This window comes from Pseudomonas carassii, assembly GCF_036324045.1.
Classification (GTDB): Bacteria; Pseudomonadota; Gammaproteobacteria; order Pseudomonadales; family Pseudomonadaceae; genus Aquipseudomonas; species Aquipseudomonas peradeniyensis.
Genome location: NZ_JAZDCT010000046.1, coordinates 1 through 22,550 on the forward strand (window position 1 = coordinate 1; position 22,550 = coordinate 22,550).

Here is a 22,550-nt window from a genome sequence, read left to right on the forward strand (position 1 = left end):
CCGCCGCCGCCCCAGCCGCCGCCCCACCCCCGCTCTCACGAAGATTTCGTTTACCCGGCCAGACCGCCGCGCAAGGTCTGCTCGATCACCCCGACGAACGCCCGCACCAGCGGGCTGCGCTCGTGCCTGCGGGTCAGCACCAGCAGCGGCGCGCAGGCCCCGGGCTCGGCCAGTGGCAGGTAGGTCACGCCACGCCAGACCAGGGACCGGGTGCATTGTGGCACTACCGCGACACCACGGCCCGCTGCAACCAGGGCGATGATCGAGGTGATCTGCCGGCCGCTTGGCGCCGGGCGCGGGGTCAGCCCGTGGCGGCGGTACAGGCCGAGGATGACTTCGTTCAAGCCCGAGCCATAGTCCGGGGGAAAGGCGATCAACGGCAGTTCGCTGAGCTCGGCCAGGCCCACCTGCAACTGCCGGGCGAGGGGGCTGTCGCTGGGAACGGCCGCGACCAGCGGCTCGTTGTCCAGGCAGATGGCCTGGACCTGAGGGTTGTCGCCCGGCGGGTGCATGCGGCTCATGCCGATATCCAGACGGCCTTCGGCCAGTTGCGTCCATTGCCCGCTGGACGCGCCTTCCTCCAAGGTCAGTTGCACGTCCGGGCAGGCTGTGCAGAACGCCTGGATCGAACGGCTGAAGACCTCCGAGAGGGCGATCGAACTGGCATAGCCGAGGGCCAGGTGTCCGCTGGAGCCCGTTGCCAGCTTGGCACTGATGGCCTTGGTCAGGTCGACCTGCTCCAGCACCGAGCGCGCATAGGGCAGGAAATGCTGGCCTTCGGCAGTCAGGCTGACATTGCGTGTACTGCGATCGAACAGGCGAAAGCCCAGTTCTGCCTCCAACGCCGATATCTGCCGGGTCAGGGGGGGCTGGGACATGTGCAGGCGCACGGCGGCGCGGCCGAAGTGCAGTTCCTCGCTGACCACCAGAAAACAGCGCAGGCGACGCAGCTCCATCATCTTCATCCTTGAAGTATCAATCGGTCGAAAAGTAGTATTGGATCCAAGATTTGATCCATCTTACAAGTCGGCAAGTCCTTTTCACGAGCCCTTGTATGCGCTTGCTTGCCGATTGCCCCCGTGTTGCCTTGTTTCTTTGTGGATGTGTGGCCTTTCTCAATCTGTACGCCACCCAAGGGTTGCTCCACGAACTGGCTGAGACCTTCGACGTCAGTGCCCGGCACGCCAGCTGGAGCATCACCGTCACCATCCTGGCCGTGGCCGTGATCTCGCCCTTTGTCGGCTGGCTTACCGGCTGTTACGAGCAGTACCGGGTGATCACCGTGGCGGCGTTGTTGCTGGCGGTACCCGCAATGCTGGCGGCGACAGCCAGTAGTTTCGGTGAGTTGCTGATCTGGCGGGTCTTGCAGGGCCTGGTCATTCCGGGCGTTTTCATCACTACTGTCGCCTATATCGGCGTGCGTTGGAGTGGCGCGGTGGTTACTGAGATGACGGGCTTGTATGTCGCGGGGACAGTGTTAGGTGGTTTTTGCGGTCGCTTCGTCACTGGGCTGGTGACTGCGTACAGCGACTGGCGCATGGCACTGGTGGTGCTCGGTTGCCTGACCCTGGCGACGGGACTGGTGATCGCCGTACTGTTGCCGCGCCATCCTTGGTCAGCAGGCAAGCCACTGGCGGACCGCCAGGCACTGCGCGGCGAGTTGCTGAGCAGGCCATTGCTGGGTGCCTATAGTGTTGGCTTTTGCGTGCTCTTCGCCCAGGTCGCGACGTTCACCTATGTAGGTCTGCATTTGAGCCAGGCACCGTTCAACCTGGGTACCGCAGGGTTGAGCTCGATCTACGCGGTGTTTCTGTTGGCCCTGGTGGTGGTACCGGTGGCCAGTCGCCTGGGCAATGCACGGTCGCAGGCTGAGCTGTTGCAGGTGGCTGGCTGCCTGGGCATCGCAGGTTCAGCCCTGACACTGTCATCGTCGTTATGGATGATCGTGCTGGGCCTGGCGCTCAGTGCCACCGGGGTGTTTCTTGCCCAGGTCGCCGCCAATGCGTTCATCACCGTTCACGCACAGCAGCACAAGGCGGCCGCCGTCGGTCTGTATCTGACGTGCTATTACCTGGGCGGCAGCTTTGGCGCGTCGCTCCCCGGTTTGCTATGGGACCCCTGGGGTTGGGCTGGTTGTATCGCCTTGATCGTGCTGTTGCAGGTATTGCCGATGCTCATTGCCAGGGCGAGCTGGGGTAACCCGCGATCTTCAGGGGCACACCGGCAACTGCGCTGAGCGTGCGCCTTCAATGTCTGGCCCAACCACAAGGAATACCGTGAAATGATAGCACGCAACTTGCCAAGGGACATGCAGGCAGTCGGTCGCGCGAGGAAGGCGCTGACCGAAAGCCTTGTTGCCATTACCGCCGCCGCTATTGGCGCCTGGCTGGGGTCTTTCGCCAGATTGCCGCTCGGAGAACTGATCGGTGCCATCGCCGTGGTCACGGCATTGAGCAAGTGGGGCGTCCCCATGCGCATGCCATATCCGTTCGTGGCCACCGTGCAACTGCTGCTTGGCATCAGCGTCGGCTCGACCGTGACCACCGCGATGGTGCACGAGCTTGCCGACTTCAGCATCCTGCCTGGGCTGCTTCTATGCATGACCGTGCAGGTTCTGGTGGGCTACAACTGGTTGCGGCGCAAGGAGAAGTGGGGGCAGGTCGAAAGCCTGCTCAGCGCCATCCCGGGCGCCATGGCAGCGGTGATGACCGTGTCGGGTGCGGAGGGCCCCGCATCGGCCCGCATTGCCTTCGTGCATATCGTGCGCCTGCTGGCGCTGCTGCTGGTGGTCACGCTGATCGCCGGTGGTCACGCAGATACCACCGTGCCGATGCTGGGCAGCGTCGGTGACTACCTGCGGATTGTCCCGGTGGCGCTGGTCGCGGTCGTGGCCGGTTACCTGCTGGAGCGTCTGTCGGTGCCTGCGCCTTACATGCTGACCGGGCTGGTGTGTGCCGCGGCGCTCAACATCGGCATGCCACAAGCCGACCTGCGGGTACCTGCACCGTTGGCGATGGTGGCGTTGGTGCTGCTGGGCGGCCTGATCGGCATCCGCCTGCGCGACATCACCCTGCCTGAAGTGCTGCGCTATGCCCGTGCCGGGTTGGTGGTCACCAGCCTGACGTTCTGCGCCACGCTGCTGGTGGCTTTCGCCGCCAGTCGCCTGAGCGGCAAGCCGTTCCTGGCGCTGTTCATGTCCTGGGTGCCGGGAGGTGTCGAGGTCATGACCGCGGCGGCTTTGCTGCTCAAGCTCGATCCTGCGTTCGTCATGCTCAACCATGTGCTGCGCATGTCGATCATCCATGTCGCCCCTGCATTGCTGCCGAGACGGTTGTTGCAGGAAAATCCCGGCAGCTGAAACGTGCCTCTACAGTTCGAAAGGGAGCATTGTCGCGAAAGTGCTTATTGGATAGGCGTCTCGTGCAGGCAGCGCCACACCACCCCACGGTCGCCGCATTCGAGCAAGGCCAGCGACCAGCGCGCCTGTGCCATGCCCTGCGAACGGTGGGTTTCCTTGTAGCGCATCGCCACATTCAACCCGGCCTGCCACACCCGTTGCACATCACTGATCGTGATCTGCAGTCCTGGCCTGGTCCCGGCGGCCCCCTTGAACAACTGCTCGACCTGCTGGCGGGTGACCTGTGTGCCTGTCGTGCCAACCATGCTGAAATCGTCAGCGAACACCGCCATCAGTCCGCCGAGCACCGACTGGGTCTCGGCCGCCGGGCGGGTGAAGACCATCTGGATCAGTTCGTGGACGTGGTGAATGCTGCGTTCGGCGCGGGCAATCGCGTGTTCAGGCATGGGCGTGGTTCTCCTTGGGTAGTGTATTCAGTGCCAGCAGCGGCGCCAGCCCCAGCAGCGCGGCCAGGACGAAGGTCAGGTGATAGGCCGCAGACGAATTCAGCCCCACCAGCAACAGGTTGAAGATCATCAGCAGCAAGGCGGCGCCGACGCTGAAGGCCATCTGCCGATTGAGGTTCCACAGCACGCTGGCCTGCTGCATCCGCTCGCCGCTGAAGTCCAGCAGCGCGGTGGTCTGGGCGGTGTTGGCGCCGATGCCGCCGCCGATGCCCATGAGGCCGTAGGCCGCAACCAGTGCCGCGCTGTCCGTCGGTGTGTCGACCATTACCAGCAGGCCGATGCCCAGGCTGTGCAGGAGCATGCCGAGCAGCAACAGACGGGCGGCACCGACGCGGTTATACAGGCGGCCGGCCAGCAGCATGGCGGCGAAGGCCCCGGCGGCGTAGACCAGCATGAACAGGCCGGTGGCCTGGGCGCTCAGGTTGAGCACGTCCTGCAGGTAGAAGATGTTCAGCAGGTTGACCCCGGTGAACACCCCGGGGATTGCATGGTAAACCTGCATCGAGACCCGCAGGCGAGGGCTGCCGAGTAGCTTCAGCTCGACGATGCCCCCGGCCGAGCGGCGGTAGTGGGCACGGTACAGCAGGGCGCAAGACAAACCGGCCAGCAGGCAGGCGCTGGCCAGCGCGACGCCATGGCCGGCGCCGTACAGCGACAGGCCCAGCAGCAGGCAGGCGAGGGCGGCGCTGACCAGCAGCAGTCCCTTGAAGTCCGGGCGCGGCGCTGCCGGGCCCGGTGTCTGGTCAATCCAGGCCCAGGCCAGCGCCGCCGTGAGCAGGGCCAGCGGGATATTGCAGTGGAAGACCCACGGCCAGCGGCCATGGTCGACGATCATCCCGCCGAGGGTGGGCGACAGCGCCGGCGCCAGCAGCGCCACGGCCATCACCAGGGTGGACACGCGGGCGCGCTCCGGCCCCTGGAACCGCTCGAAGGTCAGCGCCTGACCCACCGGGATCAGCAAGCCACCGGCCATGCCCTGGAGCAGGCGCCAGGTGATCAGCGCGGCGAAGCTCGTGGCTTCGCCGCAGCCCCACACGGCCACGCTGAACCCCAGCATGGCGGCGCACAGCAGGCGCCGCGCGCCCCAGCGGCTCGCCAGCCAGGTGCTCACCGGCACGGCCAGGGTCAGCCCGAGCATATAGGCGTTGCCGACCCAGGCGCTGCTGGCGTTGCCAATGGCGAACTCGGCCGCGATCCGTGGCAACGCCACGGTTGGCATGAACAGGTTGATGCAGTCGATGAAAAAGCCCATCAGGAAGATCGTTGCCACGCGATACCGGTACGTCATTGCCACTCCTTTTCGGCACGCAGCCTAGGTGCCGTGGACTGTCCCTGTCGATGTCGCTACCCTTGAAACTCTGTTTGATGGAAGTGAACAATGCCGCGCACGGCCCTCCACACCCAGTTCAACCGGGTGCAGACGTTTCTGGCAGTGGTCGATTTCGGCTCCTTCACCAAGGCGGCAGACTTTCTCGGCATCAGCAAAGCCATGGCCAGCCAGCACGTCAAGGCACTGGAGCAGGCCCTGGGCGTGACGCTGCTGGCGCGCAGCACCCGGGCCATCGCCCCGACCGAGACCGGCCAGGGCTTCTACGACGATTTCAAGGTGATCGTCAGTGATGTCGAAGGCGCCTTCGACAGTGTGTTGCGCCGACACAACGGCGTATCGGGCAGGCTGCGCATCAGCACCACCGGGGAGTACGGCGAGCGCTTTATCCTGCCGCTGATCCCGTTGTTCGCCGAGCGCTACCCGGCGCTGTCGATCAGCTACGAAACCGACTCGTCGCTGAGTGACCTGATTGCCGAGCGGCTCGACCTGGTGGTGCGCCTCGGCGCCTTGACCGACTCGAACCTGCGCAGCCGCAAGCTGGCCGACTACGACATTCTGCTGGTGGCCTCACCGGCGTTTCTCGCCCGCCATGCCATCGCCCAGCCCGCGGACCTTGCGGATGTGCCCTGGATCGCCAACAGCAACCTGCGCAGCCCGACCAGCTGGACATTGCACGGTGCGCGGACGGGCAGCGTTAGCGTGGTGGGCAGGGCGGCCTACCAGTCCAATGCGTCTCACGCCATCCGCGCGATGGCCTGCGCCGCGCTGGGAGTGGCGGTGCTGCCTGCCTGGCTGGTCGAGGAGGATCTGGACGCCGGCAGGTTGCGGCGGGTGCTGCCGGACTACAGCCTGCCGGCGCAGCCGATCAGCGTGGTTTACCCCAACGGCAACCATGTGCCGCACAAGACCCGGGTGTTCATCGACTTCCTGTGCGAGCACCTGGGCCGCTAAGGCTCCAGGCCGATACCGCGCAGGATGACGCCGGTGACGGTCTGCACCGCCTGCTCGAACGCCAGGTCGGACAGCGGCTCGCCGCCATTGAGCAGGTTGACCTGGTAACCGAAGTCGGCGTAGTGCTGGGTCGCGGCCCAGATCATGTACAGCAGCGCCGACGGCTCCACCGGCAGGATGCGCCGGTCCTCGACCCAGCTGCGGATCTTCGCTTGCTTGAGCTGCGCCCAGGGCACCAGGATTTCGTCCAGGCTGGCGCCGAGCAGCGGGGCGCCATGGAGCATCTCCTCGGCCCAGATCTTCGAGCCCAGCGGCCTTGAGCGCGAGTGGCCCATCTTGGCGCGGATGTAGCTGGTCAGCACCACACGCGGGTCGTCGAAGTGCTCGAAGCACAGGGCGTCCTGCTTCCATACATCCAGCAGGTCCTGCAGCACGGCGCGGTACAGTTCGTCCTTGGTGCTGAAGTAGTAGTGCAGGTTTGAGCGCGGCAGTTGCGCCAGCTCGGCGATATCGCCCATGGAGGTGGCGCCGTAGCCCTTGTCGGCGAACACCTGTTCGGCGGCTTGCAGGATCTTCTCGACGTTGCGCCGGCGGATCTCGATCTTGTGGTTGGCCATGGGCTGTCCGTGGTGACCTGAACAGGGCAAGGCTAACAGCTTTGCCGTGCCCGAGGTAAACGGCCCGTGCGCGATCCCTGTAGGAGCGGCCTTGTGCCGCGAAAGGGCCGCGCAGCGGCCCTGGCGATCTTTGCATCAGCGCTGAAATCCTGGGGCCGCGTTGCGGCCTTTTCGCGGCACAAGGCCGCTCCTACAGGTGAACGCGTCAGCCCTGGCTGTTCGGCAGCAGGGTCAATGCCTGGCGGCTCGCGTCGCGCAGATCGTGCGCGGGTACGCCGTCGCGGGCCTGCACGGAAATGCCGTGGAGAAAGGTGGCATAGAAGTGGCCGAGAGCTTCGACCTGCGTGTCGGCCGGCAGTTGCCCTAGTTCGCGGGCCTGGCGCAGGCGCTCGATGATCGACTCGGTGCGCTGCCGGCGATGCCCGGACAACCACTCCTGGACGGCCAGGTTGTCCGGCGCCACGCCGCTGGCGGCGCTGACCACCAGGCAGCCCCTGGGCTCGTCGACGCGGGTGTAGGTGCTGATGGCGTCCTCGAACATCCGCACCAGGGCCTGGTGGATATCCGGCAGGGCCAGGGCGCGGTCGGCGAAGCCGCCCTCGGCCGACTCGTACAGGGCCACGGCCTCCTCGAATAGCTGCTGCTTGCTGCCGAAGGCCGCGTAGATACGCGCGGAGGCGATGCCCAGCGCGGACACCAGGGCCGACATCGAGGTGCCCTCATAGCCATGTTCCCAGAACAGTCGCATCGCCTTGCGCAGTGCCTGTTGCTTGTCGAATTCCCGAGGTCGCCCTGCCATCGCTCGCCTGCCTGAATACGCAAAACGCGCATTCTAGCCAATTTGCGATTGACGGGCAGCGTTGTTCGATTCTATTGTTTGTCGATCGACAAACAATGAGAAGGCATCATGAGAACACTCAAGGGACCGAGCCTGCACCTCGCGCAGTTCAGCAGTGACAAACCGCCGTTCGACAGCCTGGACAGCATTGCCGACTGGGCCGCGGGGCTTGGCTTCAAGGGCTTGCAGGTGCCGGCCTGGGATGCCCGGCTGTTCGACCTGGAACTGGCCGCGCAGAGCAAGGGTTACTGCGATGAGATCAAGGGGCGGTTGGCCGCGCGCGGCTTGCAGGTCAGCGAGCTGACCACCCACCTGATCGGCCAACTGGTCGCCGTGCACCCGGCCTACGACCCGATGTGTGACGCTTTTGCCCCGGCCGCGCTGGCCGGGCACCCAGCGGAACGCACCGCCTGGGCAATCGAGCAGATGAAACTGGCGGCGCGAGCCAGCCGCAACCTGGGCCTGGACGACATGGGGACATTCTCCGGTGCGTTGGCCTGGCCCTACTTTTTCCCGTTCCCGCAGCGTCCCCAGGGCCTGGTCGAGGCCGCCTTCGAGGAGCTGGCGCGGCGCTGGCGGCCGATCCTCGACTGCTGCGACGAGCAGGGCGTCAACCTGTGCTTCGAGATCCACCCGGCCGAGGACCTGCACGACGGCACCAGCTTCGAGCGCTTCCACGCCCTGGTGGGCGAACACCCGCGCTGCCGCATCCTTTTTGACCCCAGCCATTTCGTCCTGCAGCAGCTCGACTACCTGGCCTACCTGGACCTCTACCACCCGTTGATCCGCATGTTTCACGTCAAGGACGCCGAGTTCAACCCGAGCGGCCGGCAGGGCCTGTACGGTGGCTACAGCGACTGGGCCGAACGTGCCGGGCGCTTCCGCTCGCTGGGTGATGGCCAGGTGGACTTCAAGGCGATTTTCGCCAAGCTGGCGCAATACGACTTTGCCGGCTGGGCGACCCTGGAGTGGGAGTGCTGCCTGAAGAACCAGGAGGACGGCGCCCGCGAAGGCGTCGAGTTCATCAACCGCCATATCATCCAGGTCACGGATCAGGTGTTCGACGACTTCGCCGGCGCGCCGATCGACGCCCGGCAGATCCAGCGCATGCTGGGTATCGACAAGGAGGTACGGGTATGAGCCTGTCGGTCGAGACCTTGGGTGATGCCTTCGAGCATGTCTATGTGCAGGTTCAGGGCCAGCGTCTGCACTGTGTCGTGGCCGGCACGGGCGAGCCAGTGCTATTGGTACCGGGCTGGCCGCAGACTTGGTACGCCTGGCGCCATGTCCTGCCGATCCTGGCTGCGCGCGGCTTTCGCGCCATCGCCATCGACCCGCCGGGCCTGGGTGATTCGGATCGTCCCGAGCAGGGCTACGACACCGGCAACGTCGCCCGTGTGCTGCATGCCGCCATGACCCGACTGGGGCATGAGCGCTACCACCTGGTCGGCCACGATGTGGGGATGTGGGTCGCCTATGCCATGGCCAGCGACCTGCCGCAGGCGGTCCGTTCGTTGACGGTGGCCGAGGCGGTGATTCCTGGGCTGGCCGAGGCGCCGCCGATCTTCGTGGCGCCGCAGGAGAACATCTTCCTCTGGCATTTCCTGTTCAACCAGGTGCGCGATTTGCCGGAATTCCTGATCGCCGGACGCGAGGAGGGTTACCTCAACTTCATGTTCGATCGCTGGGCGGTGCGCCGGCATGCGGTGGCTGCGGATGTCTATATCCGCGCCTACGCGTCACCGGGCGGAATGCGGGCGGGCTTCGCCTATTACCGGGCGATCCCCGAGACCATCCGCCAGAACCTCGAGCGCGCCCGGATGCCGCTATCCATGCCGGTGCTGGCGATCGGTGCCGAGCATGCCACGGGCGATGCGCCGCTGCTGACAATGCAGGGGCATGCCGACTCGGTGCGTGGCGTGATCCTGCCGGGTTGCGGGCACTTCGTCATGGAGGAAGCGCCGATATCGTTCAACGAGCACCTGCTGGCGTTCCTGGAGGAGGTCGAGGTCAACCGCTGATCGCGGTCCTGGCCCTGGCGGCGTCGGTCACCACCTGCGGGCGGCCGGCGCGCGACACCGCCAGTTTGCGCTGCTCGTACTCCTCCAGGCTCAGGCCCTGACGCTGCAACGCTTCGAGTTGCAACTGGCGGGTTTCCTCGGCGGTATAGGGGCGCAACTCGGGATGACTGGCACAGCCGCTTAGCACGGCGATGGCCAGGGCAGCGAAGAGGAGGCGGGCGGTGGTGTTCATCGGGGCGGTTCCGTGAGCCTGGGATTCGAGTGTGTCGAATCGATGAGCTCAGGGTATTGGCCACGTTGATGCTTTGGAAATTGCTGTGTTCGATAGTGACTATTGATACAGGTACGGGCTTGCGCTGTCTGGGCCTGTCCTCAGCTCTATCCCTTTCAAGGATTTTGCGATTTTTGGGATGTGGCCGTTGCAGTTCAAGGTTGCCGGGGTCGCTTTGCGACCCTTTCGCGGCACAAGGCCGCTCCTACAGGGATGCGCGGTCACCTGTAGGAGCGGCCTTGTGCCGCGAAAGGGCTGCAAAGCAGCCCCGGCCTGATATCAACACCTTGAAAGGGCCTGTCCTCAGCGCGGCATGTAGCCCAGCTGCCAGGCTCGCGGAATGAACACCGTCACCAGCGCCAGCAGACAGGCCAGGCCGCAACTGGCCGTCATCGCCTGCAAACCAAGCCGTTGTTGCAGCCAGGCGCCGAGCGCGGCGCCCAGCAGCATCCCGCTCCAGGGCACCAGTTGCACTCGCCAGCCATCGCGACGCTCACCCAGCAACCAGCGTCCCAGGCCACGGCCGAAACGCGACAGCGCGCCGGTGACGTAGGTCAGGCCGATCGGCAGGCCGTTCACCTGCTCGACCACGGCATTGAGCATGCCCATGGCCAGGGTGGCCGCGATCAGCGCGGGGAAGGTGATCGACGCCGGCCAGGCCGCGGCGAAGGCCAGCAGGGTGGCGACGATCAGCAGCAAGGGCGCGGCGCGCCGGCGCAAGCGCCGGGCCAGCAGGACGCCCAGGGTGTTGCCCAGCACGAAGCCGAGGATCGCCAGGGCCAGGCGCAGGATCAGCGCCAGGTCCGCCTGGCTGATGGCCACCGCCAGGCGCGTGGTGTTGCCGCTCATGAACGAGACGAAGTCGCCCAGCGCCAGCAGGCCGATGGCATCGGTCATGCCGGCCAGCACCGACAGCCCGGCCACCAGCCCCAGGCCGACCCGCCCGCGCAAGGCCTGCAAGCGAACGCGGCGGGCACTGTGCTGGGAGGAGGCGGTGGGCAGCATGGGATGGGTCTCCGGGGCTGGGGGCTCTGATCTTATACCCGAGCCATGGCCTTGCGCATGGGGATGCAGGACAGTTCGAGGCCAAAGGGCGACTGGTAGGTCGATAGTGCGTCGCCGATGTAGCCGCAGCGGCGATAGAACGCGGCGGCGTTGAGGGTGGCATCCAGATGGACCGTTTCCAGGCCCTCGGCCCGGGCGATGCCTTCGAGGTGTTCGACCATCCTGCGGGCGATGCCCTGGCCCATGAACGACGGCAGCACGAACAGTGCGCCCAGTTCGCCGCTGTGCAGGTCGAGCATGCCGGTGGCGGCAATCGTGCCGTCCACGCAGGCAAGGTGGTATTGGTCGGCGACCACTGCCGCGTAGCCTTCGGTATACGGCACGTCGGCCCAGGCCTGGGCCAGCTCGTCGCCGTAGGCCCCGGCGCACTGATGCAGGATCGCCTGGCGGCGGATGGTGTAGGTTTCCAGCGCGTCGTGGCGGCTGGCGCGGCGAATTTTGAGCATGGGTTCCCTCCCGGTTGAGCCGTGATGATAACAAGGGCGTCCGGGAAAACGCTCATTCGCGCGGTGCAATGGGATTGTGCTGTTCAATCACCGTGGCAGGTCGCATGCTGCGGGTCCCGCAAGCACAGTGTCGAGGCAGGCTATGGATACGCCCGTGGTATTGGTCAATGGCCTGATCGGCTGCCTGGATCACCCGACGTTTCAGCGCACTTTGCGCCCCAGGAAGGTGTTCGCCCCGGACCTGCTCGGCTATGGCAGCTTGGACGACACGCCGTCGACGCGGGTCGATATCGACGCCCAGGTCGAGCACCTGCGGCAGATCCTGCTGGCGCGCAACCTGCCCTATGTGCACCTGCTCGGCCACTCCGTGGGTGGAGTGGTGGCGATGTTGTTCGCCCGGCGCTATCCGGCCAGCGTGGCGAGCGTGATCAGTGTCGAGGGCAACTTCACCTTGAAGGACGCGTTCTGGTCGGCGTCGGTGGCGCGCATGGCCCCAGTCGAGGCCGAGGCGTTGCTGCAAGGTTATCGTGACGATGCCTGTGCCTGGCTGGCTCGCTCCGGCATCATGGCTGATGCCGGGCGCCTGGCACTGGCGCACCAGTGGCTGGCCCACCAGGGCGCAGGCACGCTGCAGGCCATGGCGCGCTCGGTGGTCGCGGTGACCGGCGTACCAGGTTACCTGGCGGAACTGCGCACGTTGTTCGCCACGAAACCGGTGCACCTGGTCGCCGGCGAACATTCGCGGGCCGGCTGGGATGTGCCTTACTGGGCCGAGGAGCAGGCGGCCAGTTTTACCGTGCTGCCGCGTGTGGGGCACCTGATGATGCTCGAAGACCCGCAAGGCTTCGCCAGCGCCATCGCCCGCCTGCTCGACTGACTTCGTTCAGAACGACCCCGTCTGCACCTCGCCGCTGCGCGCGTAATGGGCCAGCAGCACCCCCTTGGGCGTGCTGCTCGATTCCACCAGCTTGAAGGCTGCGGCCTGTGCATCGTCACCGAACAGGCGCTTGCCGTGCCCCAGCAGCAGGGGATGGATCAACAGGCGCAGCTCGTCCACCAGCCCGGCCGCCAGCAGCTGGCGTACCAGTTCACCGCTGCCCTGGGTCAGCAGCGCCGGGCCGTCCTGTTGCTTGAGCGCGCGCACCGCGCCGGCCACATCGGCGCCCAACGGGTGGCTGTTTTGCCAGTCGATGGATTCAGGGTGGTGGGTGGCGACGTGCTTGGCCACGCCATTGAACAGGTCGGCCAACGGACGATCCGGCGCCTCGGGCCCGACTTCTGGCCAGAACCCGGCGAAGATGTCGTAGGTGCGCCGCCCCAGCAGCAGTTCGAACGGTTGGCTGAACAAGGTCTGCATGGCCTGGCCGAAGGCTTCGTCGGCCAACGGCGGGATCCAGCCGCCATGGGTGAAGCCGCCGCTGGTGTCTTCCTGTGGACCGCCAGGAGCCTGCATGACGCCGTCGAGGGTGATGAAGGCGGCGACGATGAGCTTGCGCATGGGATGAATCTCCTCGGGTGGGTGTGCTGGATAGTCGAACGGGGTTGGCGAGAATCGACAGCAGTGCTGAACGATAGTCAGGGTTCGACGGATGGGGGCACGGGAGGAGGAAAAACGGGAAAAGGCGCGGTCGCCTGCAGGAACGGCTAAAGCCGCTCCTGCAGAGGGTTCGGCTACAGCCAGTAGGTCACTGCCCACCAGCCCAGGCCACCCATGACCACGGTGTAAGGCAAGGCCATCCACACCATGCGGCCATAGGACAGTCGCACCAGCGGCGCGATCGCCGAGGTCAGCAGGAACAAGAACGCCGCCTGGCCATTGGGCGTGGCCACGCTGGGCAGGTTGGTGCCGGTGTTGATCGCCACCGCCAGCGTCTCGAAGTGCTCGCGGCTCATCGCGCCATTGACGAACGCTTGCTTGACCTCGGTGATGTAGATGGTGGCGACGAACACGTTGTCGCTGATCGCCGACAGCAGGCCGTTGGCCAGGTACAGCATGCCCGGCTGCTGCTCGCTGGGCAGGCCCAGTACCCAGGCGATCAGCGGGCTGAACAGCTGCTGCTGGTGGATCACCGCGACCACGGCAAAGAACACCACCAGCAGCGCGGTGAACGGCATGGCGTCCTGGAACGCGCGGCCCAGGCGGTGCTCGTCGGTGATGCCGGTGAAGGCGGTGATCAGCACGATGACCATCAGGCCGATGAGGCCGACCTCGGCGATGTGCAGGCCCAGGCAGACGATCAGGATCAACGCGGCCAGGCCTTGCACCACCAGGGCGATGCGCTGGGCCGGAGTGCGCGCGGCGTCGTCCTCGGCGGCGTAGGCGGCCAGTACCTGGCGCACGCGCTCGGGCATCAGCGTGCCGTAGCCGAACAGGCGCAGCTTCTCCAGCAGCACGCAGGTCACCAGGCCCGCCGCCAGTACCGGCATCGACACCGGCGCGACCTTGAGGAAGAAGTCGGCGAAGTGCCAACCCATTTCATGGCCGATCAGCAGGTTCTGCGGCTCGCCCACCAGGGTGCACACGCCACCCAGCGCCGTGCCCACCGCGCCGTGCATCAGCAGGCTGCGCAGGAAGGCGCGGAACTGGTCGAGGTCGTCGCTGTGCAACTGTTCGACCTGGTGGTCGCTGTCCAGCGCCGACTCCTCCCGTGGGTTGGTGCCCGAGGCGACCCGGTGGTACACCGCATAGAAGCCCACCGCGGCGCTGATGATCACCGCTGTCACGGTCAGGGCGTCAAGGAACGCCGAAAGAAACGCCGAGAGCACGCAGAACAGCAGGCTCAGTATTGCCTTGGAGCGCACCCCCAGCAGGATCCGCGAGAACAGATACAGCAGCAGCTCCTTCATGAAGTGAATGCCGGCGACCATGAACATCAGCAGCAGGATCACCGGGAAGTTGTGCTGCAGCTCTTCGTACAAGGCCTCGGGCGTGGTCATGCGCAGCAGCAGCGCCTCGACCAGCAGCAGGCCGCCGGGCATCAGTGGGTAGCACTTGAGCGCCATCCCTAAGGTGAAGATGAACTGGATCACCAGCACCCAGCCGGTGACCACCGGGCCAAGGGTCGCCAGCAGCAACGGATTGAGGACCAGGAACAGGCAGATGACGGCCTTGTACCAACGCGGCGACTGGCCCAGGAAGCCGTGGGCGAGGGCGCCGGTCAGGGAACGGGACATGAATTTGTATCCTTTTGATTCAGCAGTGGCGCAAGGTGCCGCATCGGGCCTCGGGGTGCAAGTCATCCAGTCCGGCTTTTGGCACATGTGCAGCCTTGCGGGTGCGCTAAGATCCGGCGTTGTGAATCCTTTTCCCACAGGAGTGCCGCTCGTGACCGAATACACCGCGTTCAAGGTCGAACTGACCGACAACATCGCCCACGTGCAGATCAACCGCCCGGACAAGATCAACGCGATGAACGCCGCCTTCTGGGAAGAGCTGGTCGAGATCTTCCAGTGGATCGACGACACCGACGCGGTGCGCGTGGTGGTCATCAGCGGTGCCGGCAAGCACTTCTCCTCCGGCATCGACCTGACGATGCTGGCCACCCTGGCGCAGCAACTGGGCAAGGACGTCGGCCGCAACGCCCGGGTGATGCGCCGCACCATCCTGCGCCTGCAAGGCTCGTTCAACGCCGTGGACAACTGCCGCAAGCCGGTGCTGGCGGCGATCCAGGGCTACTGCATCGGCGGCGCCATCGATATGGTCTCGGCTTGCGACATGCGCTACTGCGCCGCTGACGCGCAGTTCTCGATCAAGGAGATCGACATGGGCATGGCCGCCGATGTCGGCACCCTGCAACGTTTGCCGCGTATCATCGGCGACGGCATCATGCGCGAGCTGGCCTACACCGGCCGTCGGGTCGACGCCCAGGAGGCGCTGCGCATCGGCCTGGTCAACCGCGTCTATGATGACCAGGCGGCGCTGCTCGACGGGGTCTTTGCCATCGCCCGCGAGATTGCCGCAAAATCGCCGATCGCCGTGGCCGGCACCAAGGAGATGATCAGCTACATGCGCGACCATCGCATCGACGATGGCCTGGAGTACATCGCCACCTGGAACGCCGCCATGCTGCAGTCCGAGGACCTGCGCGTGGCCATGGCCGCGCACATGAGCAAACAGCAACCGACGTTCGCCGACTGACTGGACAGTGGCGGGCGCCATCAAGGGACCCGAACCATGTCAGCACGCTGGACAACCGCAGTACTCGACCCGCAGATAACCGGGGGGTTGGCCGTCGCCCGCAGCCCGGAGGGGTTCCTGGTGGACGCCAACGGCGCGCTGTTTCCTCGTGACTGGCTCAAGCGCCAGGAGCTGGACGTGTTGTGCGAACATGGCATCGGCCATTTCGATGGCCAGCCGGTGTTCCTGCTGGAGCTGCGCGGCGCCGGTGAAGTGCCGGGTTGCCGCTGGCAGGGGCTGCGCCGGTTCATGCTTGAAGGCGACTTCGACACTTATAAGGTGCTCGGTTATGCCGCGCAGATCGGCACCTGGGCTCGCGAGCACCGTTTCTGCGGCAGTTGCGGGCAGGCCATGACGCAGATTCGCTGGGAGCGGGCGATGTACTGCCAGCCGTGCGACTTGCGCAGCTATCCGCGGATTTCACCGAGCATGATCGTGCTGATTACTCGCGGCGACGAGGTGCTGCTGGCCCGTTCGCCGCGCTTTGTCACCGGGGTCTACAGCACCCTGGCAGGATTCGCGGAGCCTGGGGAATCGGCCGAGGATTGCCTGGTGCGCGAGGTGCGTGAAGAGGTGGCGGTGGAGGTCAGGAACATCCAGTACGTTGGCAGCCAGTGCTGGCCGTTTCCGCATTCGATGATGCTCGGGTTTCATGCCGAGTATGCTGGGGGGGAGATTGTCATGCAGGCGGATGAGATCGAGGATGCGCGGTGGTTCAATGTGCATGAGTTGCCGCCTTTGCCGGCGGGGCGGTCGATTGCTCGGTATCTGATTGATCTGTATGTTGCTCGGCGGTTGGGTCTTCCTGAGCCGGTTTTGTCTGCCTGAGTTGGGTTGGTTTGTTGGTTTTGGAAGTTGTATGCGCATTCATTTGTGATGGTGACGCTTATTCACCTTTCCGCCCTTACGGCGGGTTACTTTGGTCGTGGCCAAAGTAACCAAAGCCGTGGCGCTCCATTCATCCGGCCCTCCGCTTCGCTCCGGGTTCCCTCACTCCGGTCTTGCTCCGGGAGGACCGCGCTGCAGGGCCCATCCTGGGCCCCAGCGCTTGACGGGCATCCATGCCCGTCACCTCCCTCCGCAAGACCTCCGTTCGGCCTCCTGAAGTCGCGAAGTTACGGGCGGCGCCTGAACTGGCGCAGCTGTCGCTAGTTTAAATTTAATTAATCTCTCGATCGCATCGCGGGGCAAGCCCGCTCCCACGCAATAGTCGCCGTTATATAGAGCCCTGTAGGAGCGGGCTTGCCCCGCGAAAGGGCCGGAACAGCCAATGCATAACTAATGGCCAAACAACTAACTTCGCATTTCTTGCTCTTGCTCTTGCTCTTGCTCTTGCTCTTGCTCTTGCTCTTGCTCTTGCTCTTGCTCTTGCTCTTGCTCTTGCTCTTGCTTCTAAGCGCGCGATAGTCCAGGCGCCACCAATTGCGACTTCAGGAGGCCGAGCGGAGTTCTTGCGTAGGGAGGTGACGGCCATGGATGGCCGTCAAGCGCTGCGCCCCAGGATGGGGCGTTCAGCGCGGTCCTCCCGGGAGCAAGAACGGAGCGAGGGGACCCCGGAGCGAAGCGCAGGGGCCGGATGAACGGAGCGGAACGGTTTTGCCTACTTTTCCCTAGAGAAAAGTAGGTCGCCGTAAAGGCGAAAAGGTGACTAAATGTCGACATCACCTACGAATGCGCATACAACTATCAAAACAACCAGCCTCAGTTATACGCCAAACCCATGATCCACCTGCAAAACCAGCAGCCCCCAATTGACGCCACCCCCCGCCTGGGTAAGGCTACTCCTTCCTCCCAAGCCATGAGTCCGCCAATGCTGATCGATCCCCGCAAGGCCACGCTGCTGGTCATCGACATCCAGGAAAAACTGATAGGCGCCATGAGCGACCCCGAGGGCACCGCGGCCCGCGCCCGCTGGCTGCTCGCGGCAACCGCCGAACTAAAACTCCCCACGGTAATCTCCGAGCAATACCCCAAGGGCCTGGGCCACACCCTGGCCGCCCTCAAGGCCGCGGCGCCAGCCGCCGAGATCGTCGAGAAACTGCACTTCTCCTGCGTCACCGCCGAATGCCTGCCCCCCAGCCTGCTCGACCGCGAACAGGTAATCGTCTGCGGCATGGAGACCCACGTCTGTGTGCTGCAGACCGTGCTCGGCCTGCGGGCCCTGGGCAAGCAGGTGTTCGTGGTCGAGGACGCCTGCGACAGCCGTACCCCGGCCAGCAAGGCTGCGGGCCTGGCGCGCATGCGCGATGCCGGGGCGCAGGTGGTCACCCGCGAAATGGTGCTGTTCGAGTTGCTGGGCAGCTCCAGCCACCCGCTGTTCCGCCAGATCAGCAAGACCTACCTGGTCGGTGAGCAGCCCTGAACGGTCACCTGCTGATCAGCGCGCTGTTGGCCCTGGGCCTGCTCCAGGGTTGCGCCGGGCGACGTGAGGAAGCCGCCGAGTCCGACCCGTCCAAGGTCCGCGCCCAGCTCATGCGCCTGCTGCCGGCCCAGGTCAAGGACCGCCAGGGCTGGGCCGAGGATATCCAGGTGGCGTTCCAGGCCCAGGGCATCAGCCCGAGCAAGAGCAACCTGTGCGCGGTGCTGGCGGTGACCGAGCAGGAGTCCACCTTCAACGCCGATCCGCAGGTGCCGAACCTGGGGCGGATTGCCCGGGAGGAGATCGACCGCCGGGCGGCGCGCCTGCATGTGCCCCGGCTGCTGGTCGATGGCGCCCTGAACACGCCTTCGGCCAACGGCAAGACCTACCAGCAACGGCTGCTCGCCGTGCGCAGCGAGAAGCAGCTCAGCGCTCTGTACGACGAGGTGATCGGCGGCCTGCCGCTGGGGCGCTCGCTGCTGGGCGGGTTGAACCCGGTGCGCACCGGCGGACCGATGCAGGTCAGCGTGGATTTCGCCGAGCGGCACGCCAAGGGCTATCCCTACGACCACACGGGCAGCATCCGCCAGGAGGTGTTCAGCCGCCGCGGCGGAATGTACTTCGGCATTGCCCACCTGCTCGGCTACCCCACCCACTACGAGCGTCAGCTGTATCGCTTCGCCGATTTCAACGCCGGTTGGTATGCCAGCCGCAACGCGGCGTTCCAGGCGGCGCTGAGCCGGGCGAGCGGGGCGACGTTGGCGCTCGACGGCGACCTGATCGCCCCCGGCGCCATCCTGCCCGGCACCACCGAGCAGGCGGCGCGCAAGCTGGGGGCGAAGCTGGGGCTGCGCAATCCGCAGATCAGGGCTCAGTTGGAGAAGGAGAATGGCCTGGAACTGGAGGACACCGAGTTGTATCGCGGGGTGTTCGCCCTGGCCGAAGCGAAGGCGGGCAAGGCACTGCCACGGGCGGTGCTGCCGGGGATCGAGCTGAAGAGCCCGAAGATCACCCGCAAGCTGACCACGGCGTGGTTTGCCGGCAGGGTTGATGAGCGGTATCAGCGCTGTATGAAGCGTTGAGGCGGTCCCTGTAGGAGCGGGCTTGTCCCGCGATGGCGCCAGTCGAGCCAACATCGTCGCCTGCTCTGACGCCATCGCGGGGCAAGCCCGCTCCTACAAAGGCATTCAACTGTCGCCGAGGGCCTTTACCACCTGCTCGACACTGGCCTTGAGCCCCGCCACGGTGTCGTCCGGATCGCTGTCCACCACCAACAACTTCGCCCCGGAAGCGGCGATCATCTCGGCCACCTTTGCGTCCGGCTGACGATGATGCAGCACCAGCGCCACATCCTGCGCCTTGAGGTTCTCACCCAGCGCCTTGAGCATCGCCTCGTCCCACTTGTCGTCGGCCGGCAGCGGTTGCTCGACCACATCCAGGTTCAACCCGCTGGCCAGGTAGCCCAGGCGCTCGGACAGGCTGACCACGGTCAGGTTGTCGACCTCGGCCAGGCGTGTCTGGCTGTTGGCGGTCAGCTCCAGCATCTGCCGCTTGAGGCCGGCCAGGTTGCCCTGGATCTTCGCCTTGTCGGCTGGCGAGAGGCGTTCGAGATCGTTGGCCACTACATCGGCCATGCGCCCCAGGTTGCTGGGGTTAAGCCAGGGATAGGCGGTGAACGCCTCGTCACCCTTGACCGCGATGCCGGGCAGGGCGCCGTCCACCGGGCGCGCGGCGTCGATCTCGACAATGCGGATGTTGCTGCGTCGGGCCATGGGGTAGAGCGGGTCGTCGCGCCAGATCGAGCGCACGCCGATCACCGCGTCGGCTTTCGATGCCGCTTTCTGCAGGCTGGCGCCGCCACGACCGCTGAAGTACGAGGGCTGGCGGCTGGCCGGCAGGTTGGCCGGGGCGGCGCGCTGGAGTTGTACCGAGGTGCCGTCGAGCAAGGTGCTGGCCAGGCTGTGGGTCACCGGCAGGGTGGTCAACACTTGGGTGGCGCCGGCCATCAGCGGCAGGCCGCTCAGGGCCAGGGCCAGGGTCAGTTTCTTCAGGGTCATGCCGGGTTTCCTTGCAGGCGGGGGACGAGGGCGCGGGCCAGTGCGGCGAGGGCAAAACAGATCCCGGCAACCAGGATGATCGCCGCGCCCGAGGGCACCGGCAGGTCGAAGACGATCGGCAGCAGGATGCCGAGCAGGGTGCTGAGGGTGGCGATGATCACCGAGACGAAGAAGAAGCCCTTGAGCGACTGGCTGACCAGCCGCGCCGCCGCCGCGGGGATCACCAGCAGGGCGCCGACCAGGATCGCGCCGATCACCTTGACCGAGGCCACGGTGACCAGGGTCACCAGTACCACGAACAGGTAGTCCAGGGTCTTCACCGCCACCCCGCGCACCGCCGCCAGCTGCGGGTTGAAGCTGGCCAGCATGATGCGGTTGTACAGCGGCAGGGCCAAGGCCAGCACCAGCACGGCGACGATGCCCAGCACCAGCAGGTCGTGGGCACTGACGGTGAGCACCGAGCCGAACAGCACGTTCTCGAGGATGTGCACGTTGATCTTGCCGGCCAGCATCAGCAGCAGGCTCGCGCCCAGGGCCAGCGACACCGAGAGGAACACGCCGATCAGCGTGTCCGGGGACAGTCCGGTGCGGTTGCGCAGGAAGTTGAGCAGGATGCCGAACAGCAGGCAATAGCCGAACAGGCTGCCGTACGGGCCGGTGTAGGGCTCGCCGAGCAGGATGCCGATGGCCACGCCGGTCAGTGCGGCGTGGCCCACCGCCTCGGAGAAGAAGGCGAAGCGCTTGACCACCACCAGGGTGCCCAGCCCGCCCAGCACCGGGCCGATCATCAGGCCCGCCAGCAGGGCGTTGACCACGAAGCCGTAGGCCAGCGCCTCCGGCAGGTAACCAGCGGTGGCCCAGTCCTGGACCAGCTGGCGAAACGATTCGAAACTCATCAGGCAAGGCTCTCGCTGCGCGGGTGGACGGAGAACAGCCCGAGCAGGCGCTCGGGGGTCAGGGCCTGGGCCGGCGGGGCGTCGAACAGCACCTGGCGGCTCAGCCCGGTGACCCGGTCGGCCAGGCGCAGCACCGCTTCCAGGTCGTGCTCGATCCACAGCACGGTGGTGCCGGCCTGGCGCCAGGCGTGCAGCAGTTGCTCGAACACCTGGATGCCGGCTTCGTCGAGGGCCGACATCGGCTCGTCCAGCACCAGCAGCTGCGGCTCGGGGATCAGCCCCTGGGCCAGCAGCACGCGCTGGCGCTCGCCGCCGGACAGCGCGCCCATGCGCCGCTTGCGCTTGTCGAGCATGCCCACCCGCGCCAGCGCCGCGTCGATCGCCGGGCGCACGCGCCGGGACAGGCCGAGGAAGGCCGGGCGGCGCTGGCACATGGCGGCCATGAAGTCGTCCACGGTCATCGGCAGGCCGCGGTCGAATTCCAGGGCCTGGGGCACGTAGCCGATCACTTCACGCTCTGCGGGCCAGTGCAGGGTCAGCTGGCCCTGGTGCGGCATCTGCCCGAGCAGGGTCTTGATCAGCGAACTCTTGCCGCCGCCGTTGGGGCCGACGATGGCATGCACGCTGCCGGGGGCGACGCTGAAGCGCACGTTTTCGAGAATGCGCGTCCGGCCAAGGGTGAGGTCGATGCCGTCGAACTCGATGCGCGGTCCGCAGGCGCTGGTGAGGTTGGCGGCGGCGGTCACGTGCGGTTCTCCTGGATGGCCTGGACCACCGTGTCGAGGTTGCGCTTCATCTCCACCTCGTATTTTTCCTTGGTGTATTCGCCGTAGGAGATGTGCGTGAGCGGGTAGATGCGCACGCCGGACTCGCGGTGGATGGTGTCGACGTAGGCCGAGGGGAAGTCCATCTCCGAGAAGATCACCTTCACGTCCAGGGCCTTGAGCTGGTCGATGGTCTTCTTCAGCTGTGCCGGGCTTGGTTCGATGCCGTGGGCTGGTTCCACCACGGCGGTGACTTCCAGGCCGAAGTCGCGCACAAGGTAGTCGTAGGCGGCATGGATAGTGGCGACGCGGAAGGTCGCGTCAGGCGCCTGGGTGACCTTGGCCAGGGCCTCGGCGCGCAGGGCACGCAGACGCTTGGCGTAGGCCCGGGCGTTCTGCGTGTAGAGCTTGGCGTTGTCCGGGTCGAGCTTGCCCAGTTCGCGGGCGATGTTGTTGACCTGGGCGATGGTGGCGCTGATCGACAGGAAGGTATGCGGGTTGACCACCTTGCCGGCGCCGCGGGCGGCGATGCCGGTGGCCGCCAGCAGCGGCACGTTGGCGTTGGACTCGATGGTCTTGATGTCGGGTTTTTCGCTGGCGGCGATCATGCGGTCGGCGAAGTCGTCGTGGCCGACGCCGTTGAGCACGATCACGTCGAGGCTGCCAATGCGCTTGATGTCCTCGGCGCGGGGCTCGTAGGCGTGGGGGTTGAAGCCGGCCGGGATCAGCGGCACCACCTCGGCCTTGTCGCCGACGATGTTGCTCACGTAGCTGTAGTAGGGGTGCAGGGTGATGCCGATGCGCAGTGGCTTGCCATTGTCGGCGAGGGCCACGGCGGGCAGGGCGCAGGCCAGGAGCAGCGCCAGGGTGCGGCGGGCGAAGCGGAGCATGGGC

Annotated in this window: 24 protein-coding genes; 10 read left to right on the forward strand and 14 right to left on the reverse strand. The window is 65.9% G+C overall.

Annotated features, from left to right (window positions below):
• Positions 1-50 precede the first annotated feature (50 nt).
• The gene (locus V0R62_RS24255) at positions 51-959 is read right to left on the reverse strand and encodes a LysR family transcriptional regulator (protein WP_330105516.1); all 909 of its coding nucleotides are present in this window, start codon (positions 957-959) and stop codon (positions 51-53) included.
• A gap of 95 nt (positions 960-1,054) precedes the next feature.
• Between V0R62_RS24255 and V0R62_RS24260 the strand changes: the two genes are divergently transcribed.
• Both V0R62_RS24260 and V0R62_RS24265 read left to right on the forward strand, forming a co-directional pair.
• Positions 1,055-2,236, forward strand: coding sequence for an MFS transporter (locus V0R62_RS24260; RefSeq protein ID WP_330105517.1), 1,182 nt, complete (start codon positions 1,055-1,057; stop codon positions 2,234-2,236).
• 45 nt (positions 2,237-2,281) lie between these two features.
• The gene (locus V0R62_RS24265; RefSeq protein WP_330105518.1) at positions 2,282-3,358 is read left to right on the forward strand and encodes an AbrB family transcriptional regulator; all 1,077 of its coding nucleotides are present in this window, start codon (positions 2,282-2,284) and stop codon (positions 3,356-3,358) included.
• A 44-nt stretch (positions 3,359-3,402) separates the two neighbouring features.
• Here V0R62_RS24265 and V0R62_RS24270 read toward each other — a convergent pair whose 3' ends face one another.
• The gene (locus V0R62_RS24270; RefSeq protein ID WP_330105519.1) at positions 3,403-3,804 is read right to left on the reverse strand and encodes a DUF4440 domain-containing protein; all 402 of its coding nucleotides are present in this window, start codon (positions 3,802-3,804) and stop codon (positions 3,403-3,405) included.
• Positions 3,797-5,152, reverse strand: coding sequence for an MFS transporter (locus tag V0R62_RS24275; RefSeq protein WP_330105520.1), 1,356 nt, complete (start codon positions 5,150-5,152; stop codon positions 3,797-3,799). Before V0R62_RS24275 ends, V0R62_RS24270 begins: the two co-directional genes overlap by 8 nt.
• 90 nt (positions 5,153-5,242) lie before the next feature.
• Here V0R62_RS24275 and V0R62_RS24280 point away from each other — a divergent pair, with 90 nt between their 5' ends.
• Positions 5,243-6,145: a LysR family transcriptional regulator gene (locus tag V0R62_RS24280; protein ID WP_330105521.1), complete on the forward strand. Its 903-nt coding sequence runs from the start codon at positions 5,243-5,245 to the stop codon at positions 6,143-6,145.
• Here the strand turns inward: V0R62_RS24280 and V0R62_RS24285 are convergent.
• Positions 6,142-6,762, reverse strand: a complete 621-nt coding sequence (locus V0R62_RS24285) for a TetR/AcrR family transcriptional regulator (protein WP_330105522.1) — start codon at positions 6,760-6,762, stop codon at positions 6,142-6,144. The genes V0R62_RS24280 and V0R62_RS24285 overlap by 4 nt on opposite strands.
• Positions 6,763-6,967: 205 nt before the next feature.
• A complete protein-coding gene (locus tag V0R62_RS24290) occupies positions 6,968-7,561 on the reverse strand; it encodes a TetR/AcrR family transcriptional regulator (protein WP_330105523.1) in 594 nt (197 codons plus the stop codon).
• Positions 7,562-7,669: 108 nt separating this feature from the next.
• On the opposite strand from V0R62_RS24290, the gene V0R62_RS24295 reads away from it, so the two are divergent.
• Both V0R62_RS24295 and V0R62_RS24300 read left to right on the forward strand, forming a co-directional pair.
• Positions 7,670-8,740 (forward strand): sugar phosphate isomerase/epimerase family protein, encoded by a 1,071-nt coding sequence (locus V0R62_RS24295; RefSeq protein ID WP_330105524.1) that lies wholly within the window; start codon positions 7,670-7,672, stop codon positions 8,738-8,740.
• Positions 8,737-9,621 (forward strand): alpha/beta fold hydrolase, encoded by an 885-nt coding sequence (locus V0R62_RS24300; protein WP_330105525.1) that lies wholly within the window; start codon positions 8,737-8,739, stop codon positions 9,619-9,621. The genes V0R62_RS24295 and V0R62_RS24300 overlap by 4 nt, the downstream gene beginning before the upstream one ends.
• Here the strand turns inward: V0R62_RS24300 and V0R62_RS24305 are convergent.
• The 3 genes from V0R62_RS24305 to V0R62_RS24315 all read right to left on the reverse strand — a co-directional run bounded on the left by V0R62_RS24305 (position 9,611) and on the right by V0R62_RS24315 (position 11,403).
• A complete protein-coding gene (locus tag V0R62_RS24305; RefSeq protein WP_330105526.1) occupies positions 9,611-9,853 on the reverse strand; it encodes a hypothetical protein in 243 nt (80 codons plus the stop codon). The genes V0R62_RS24300 and V0R62_RS24305 overlap by 11 nt on opposite strands.
• Before the next feature lie 342 nt (positions 9,854-10,195).
• Positions 10,196-10,897 carry a YoaK family protein gene (locus tag V0R62_RS24310; protein WP_330105527.1) on the reverse strand — a complete coding sequence of 234 codons (702 nt, stop codon included), beginning with the start codon at positions 10,895-10,897 and terminating at the stop codon, positions 10,196-10,198.
• A 32-nt stretch (positions 10,898-10,929) separates the two neighbouring features.
• Entirely contained in the window at positions 10,930-11,403 is a 474-nt protein-coding gene (locus tag V0R62_RS24315; protein ID WP_330105528.1) for a GNAT family N-acetyltransferase, read from the reverse strand.
• Between the two features lie 142 nt (positions 11,404-11,545).
• On the opposite strand from V0R62_RS24315, the gene V0R62_RS24320 reads away from it, so the two are divergent.
• Entirely contained in the window at positions 11,546-12,280 is a 735-nt protein-coding gene (locus tag V0R62_RS24320; RefSeq protein ID WP_330105529.1) for an alpha/beta fold hydrolase, read from the forward strand.
• 6 nt (positions 12,281-12,286) lie between these two features.
• Here the strand turns inward: V0R62_RS24320 and V0R62_RS24325 are convergent, their stop codons facing one another.
• On the reverse strand, positions 12,287-12,901 hold the full coding sequence (locus V0R62_RS24325) for a dihydrofolate reductase family protein (RefSeq protein WP_330105530.1): 615 nt from the start codon (positions 12,899-12,901) through the stop codon (positions 12,287-12,289).
• Positions 12,902-13,074: 173 nt separating this feature from the next.
• Complete coding sequence (gene nhaB / locus V0R62_RS24330) at positions 13,075-14,577, reverse strand: sodium/proton antiporter NhaB (RefSeq protein ID WP_330105531.1); 1,503 nt, start codon at positions 14,575-14,577, stop codon at positions 13,075-13,077.
• 151 nt (positions 14,578-14,728) lie between these two features.
• Here nhaB and V0R62_RS24335 point away from each other — a divergent pair, with 151 nt between their 5' ends.
• The 4 genes from V0R62_RS24335 (at position 14,729) to V0R62_RS24350 (ending at position 19,021) form a co-directional block, all read left to right on the forward strand.
• Positions 14,729-15,541 carry a crotonase/enoyl-CoA hydratase family protein gene (locus V0R62_RS24335; protein WP_028692407.1) on the forward strand — a complete coding sequence of 271 codons (813 nt, stop codon included), beginning with the start codon at positions 14,729-14,731 and terminating at the stop codon, positions 15,539-15,541.
• A gap of 36 nt (positions 15,542-15,577) precedes the next feature.
• Complete coding sequence (nudC, locus tag V0R62_RS24340; protein ID WP_330105532.1) at positions 15,578-16,408, forward strand: NAD(+) diphosphatase; 831 nt, start codon at positions 15,578-15,580, stop codon at positions 16,406-16,408.
• Positions 16,409-17,390: 982 nt separating this feature from the next.
• Positions 17,391-17,942, forward strand: coding sequence for an isochorismatase family protein (locus V0R62_RS24345; protein ID WP_330105533.1), 552 nt, complete (start codon positions 17,391-17,393; stop codon positions 17,940-17,942).
• Positions 17,939-19,021, forward strand: a complete 1,083-nt coding sequence (locus V0R62_RS24350; protein WP_330105543.1) for a DUF1615 domain-containing protein — start codon at positions 17,939-17,941, stop codon at positions 19,019-19,021. Before V0R62_RS24345 ends, V0R62_RS24350 begins: the two co-directional genes overlap by 4 nt.
• 105 nt (positions 19,022-19,126) lie before the next feature.
• On the opposite strand, the gene V0R62_RS24355 is transcribed toward V0R62_RS24350, so the two are convergent.
• From V0R62_RS24355 to V0R62_RS24370, 4 genes are read right to left on the reverse strand one after another with little or no spacing between them, the layout of a single operon-like run.
• Positions 19,127-19,996 carry a metal ABC transporter substrate-binding protein gene (locus V0R62_RS24355; protein ID WP_330105534.1) on the reverse strand — a complete coding sequence of 290 codons (870 nt, stop codon included), beginning with the start codon at positions 19,994-19,996 and terminating at the stop codon, positions 19,127-19,129.
• On the reverse strand, positions 19,993-20,892 hold the full coding sequence (locus tag V0R62_RS24360; RefSeq protein WP_028692191.1) for a metal ABC transporter permease: 900 nt from the start codon (positions 20,890-20,892) through the stop codon (positions 19,993-19,995). The genes V0R62_RS24355 and V0R62_RS24360 overlap by 4 nt, the downstream gene beginning before the upstream one ends.
• Positions 20,892-21,638: a metal ABC transporter ATP-binding protein gene (locus V0R62_RS24365; protein ID WP_330105535.1), complete on the reverse strand. Its 747-nt coding sequence runs from the start codon at positions 21,636-21,638 to the stop codon at positions 20,892-20,894. Before V0R62_RS24365 ends, V0R62_RS24360 begins: the two co-directional genes overlap by 1 nt.
• On the reverse strand, positions 21,635-22,546 hold the full coding sequence (locus tag V0R62_RS24370) for a metal ABC transporter substrate-binding protein (RefSeq protein WP_330105536.1): 912 nt from the start codon (positions 22,544-22,546) through the stop codon (positions 21,635-21,637). The genes V0R62_RS24365 and V0R62_RS24370 overlap by 4 nt, the downstream gene beginning before the upstream one ends.
• Positions 22,547-22,550: the final 4 nt, after the last annotated feature.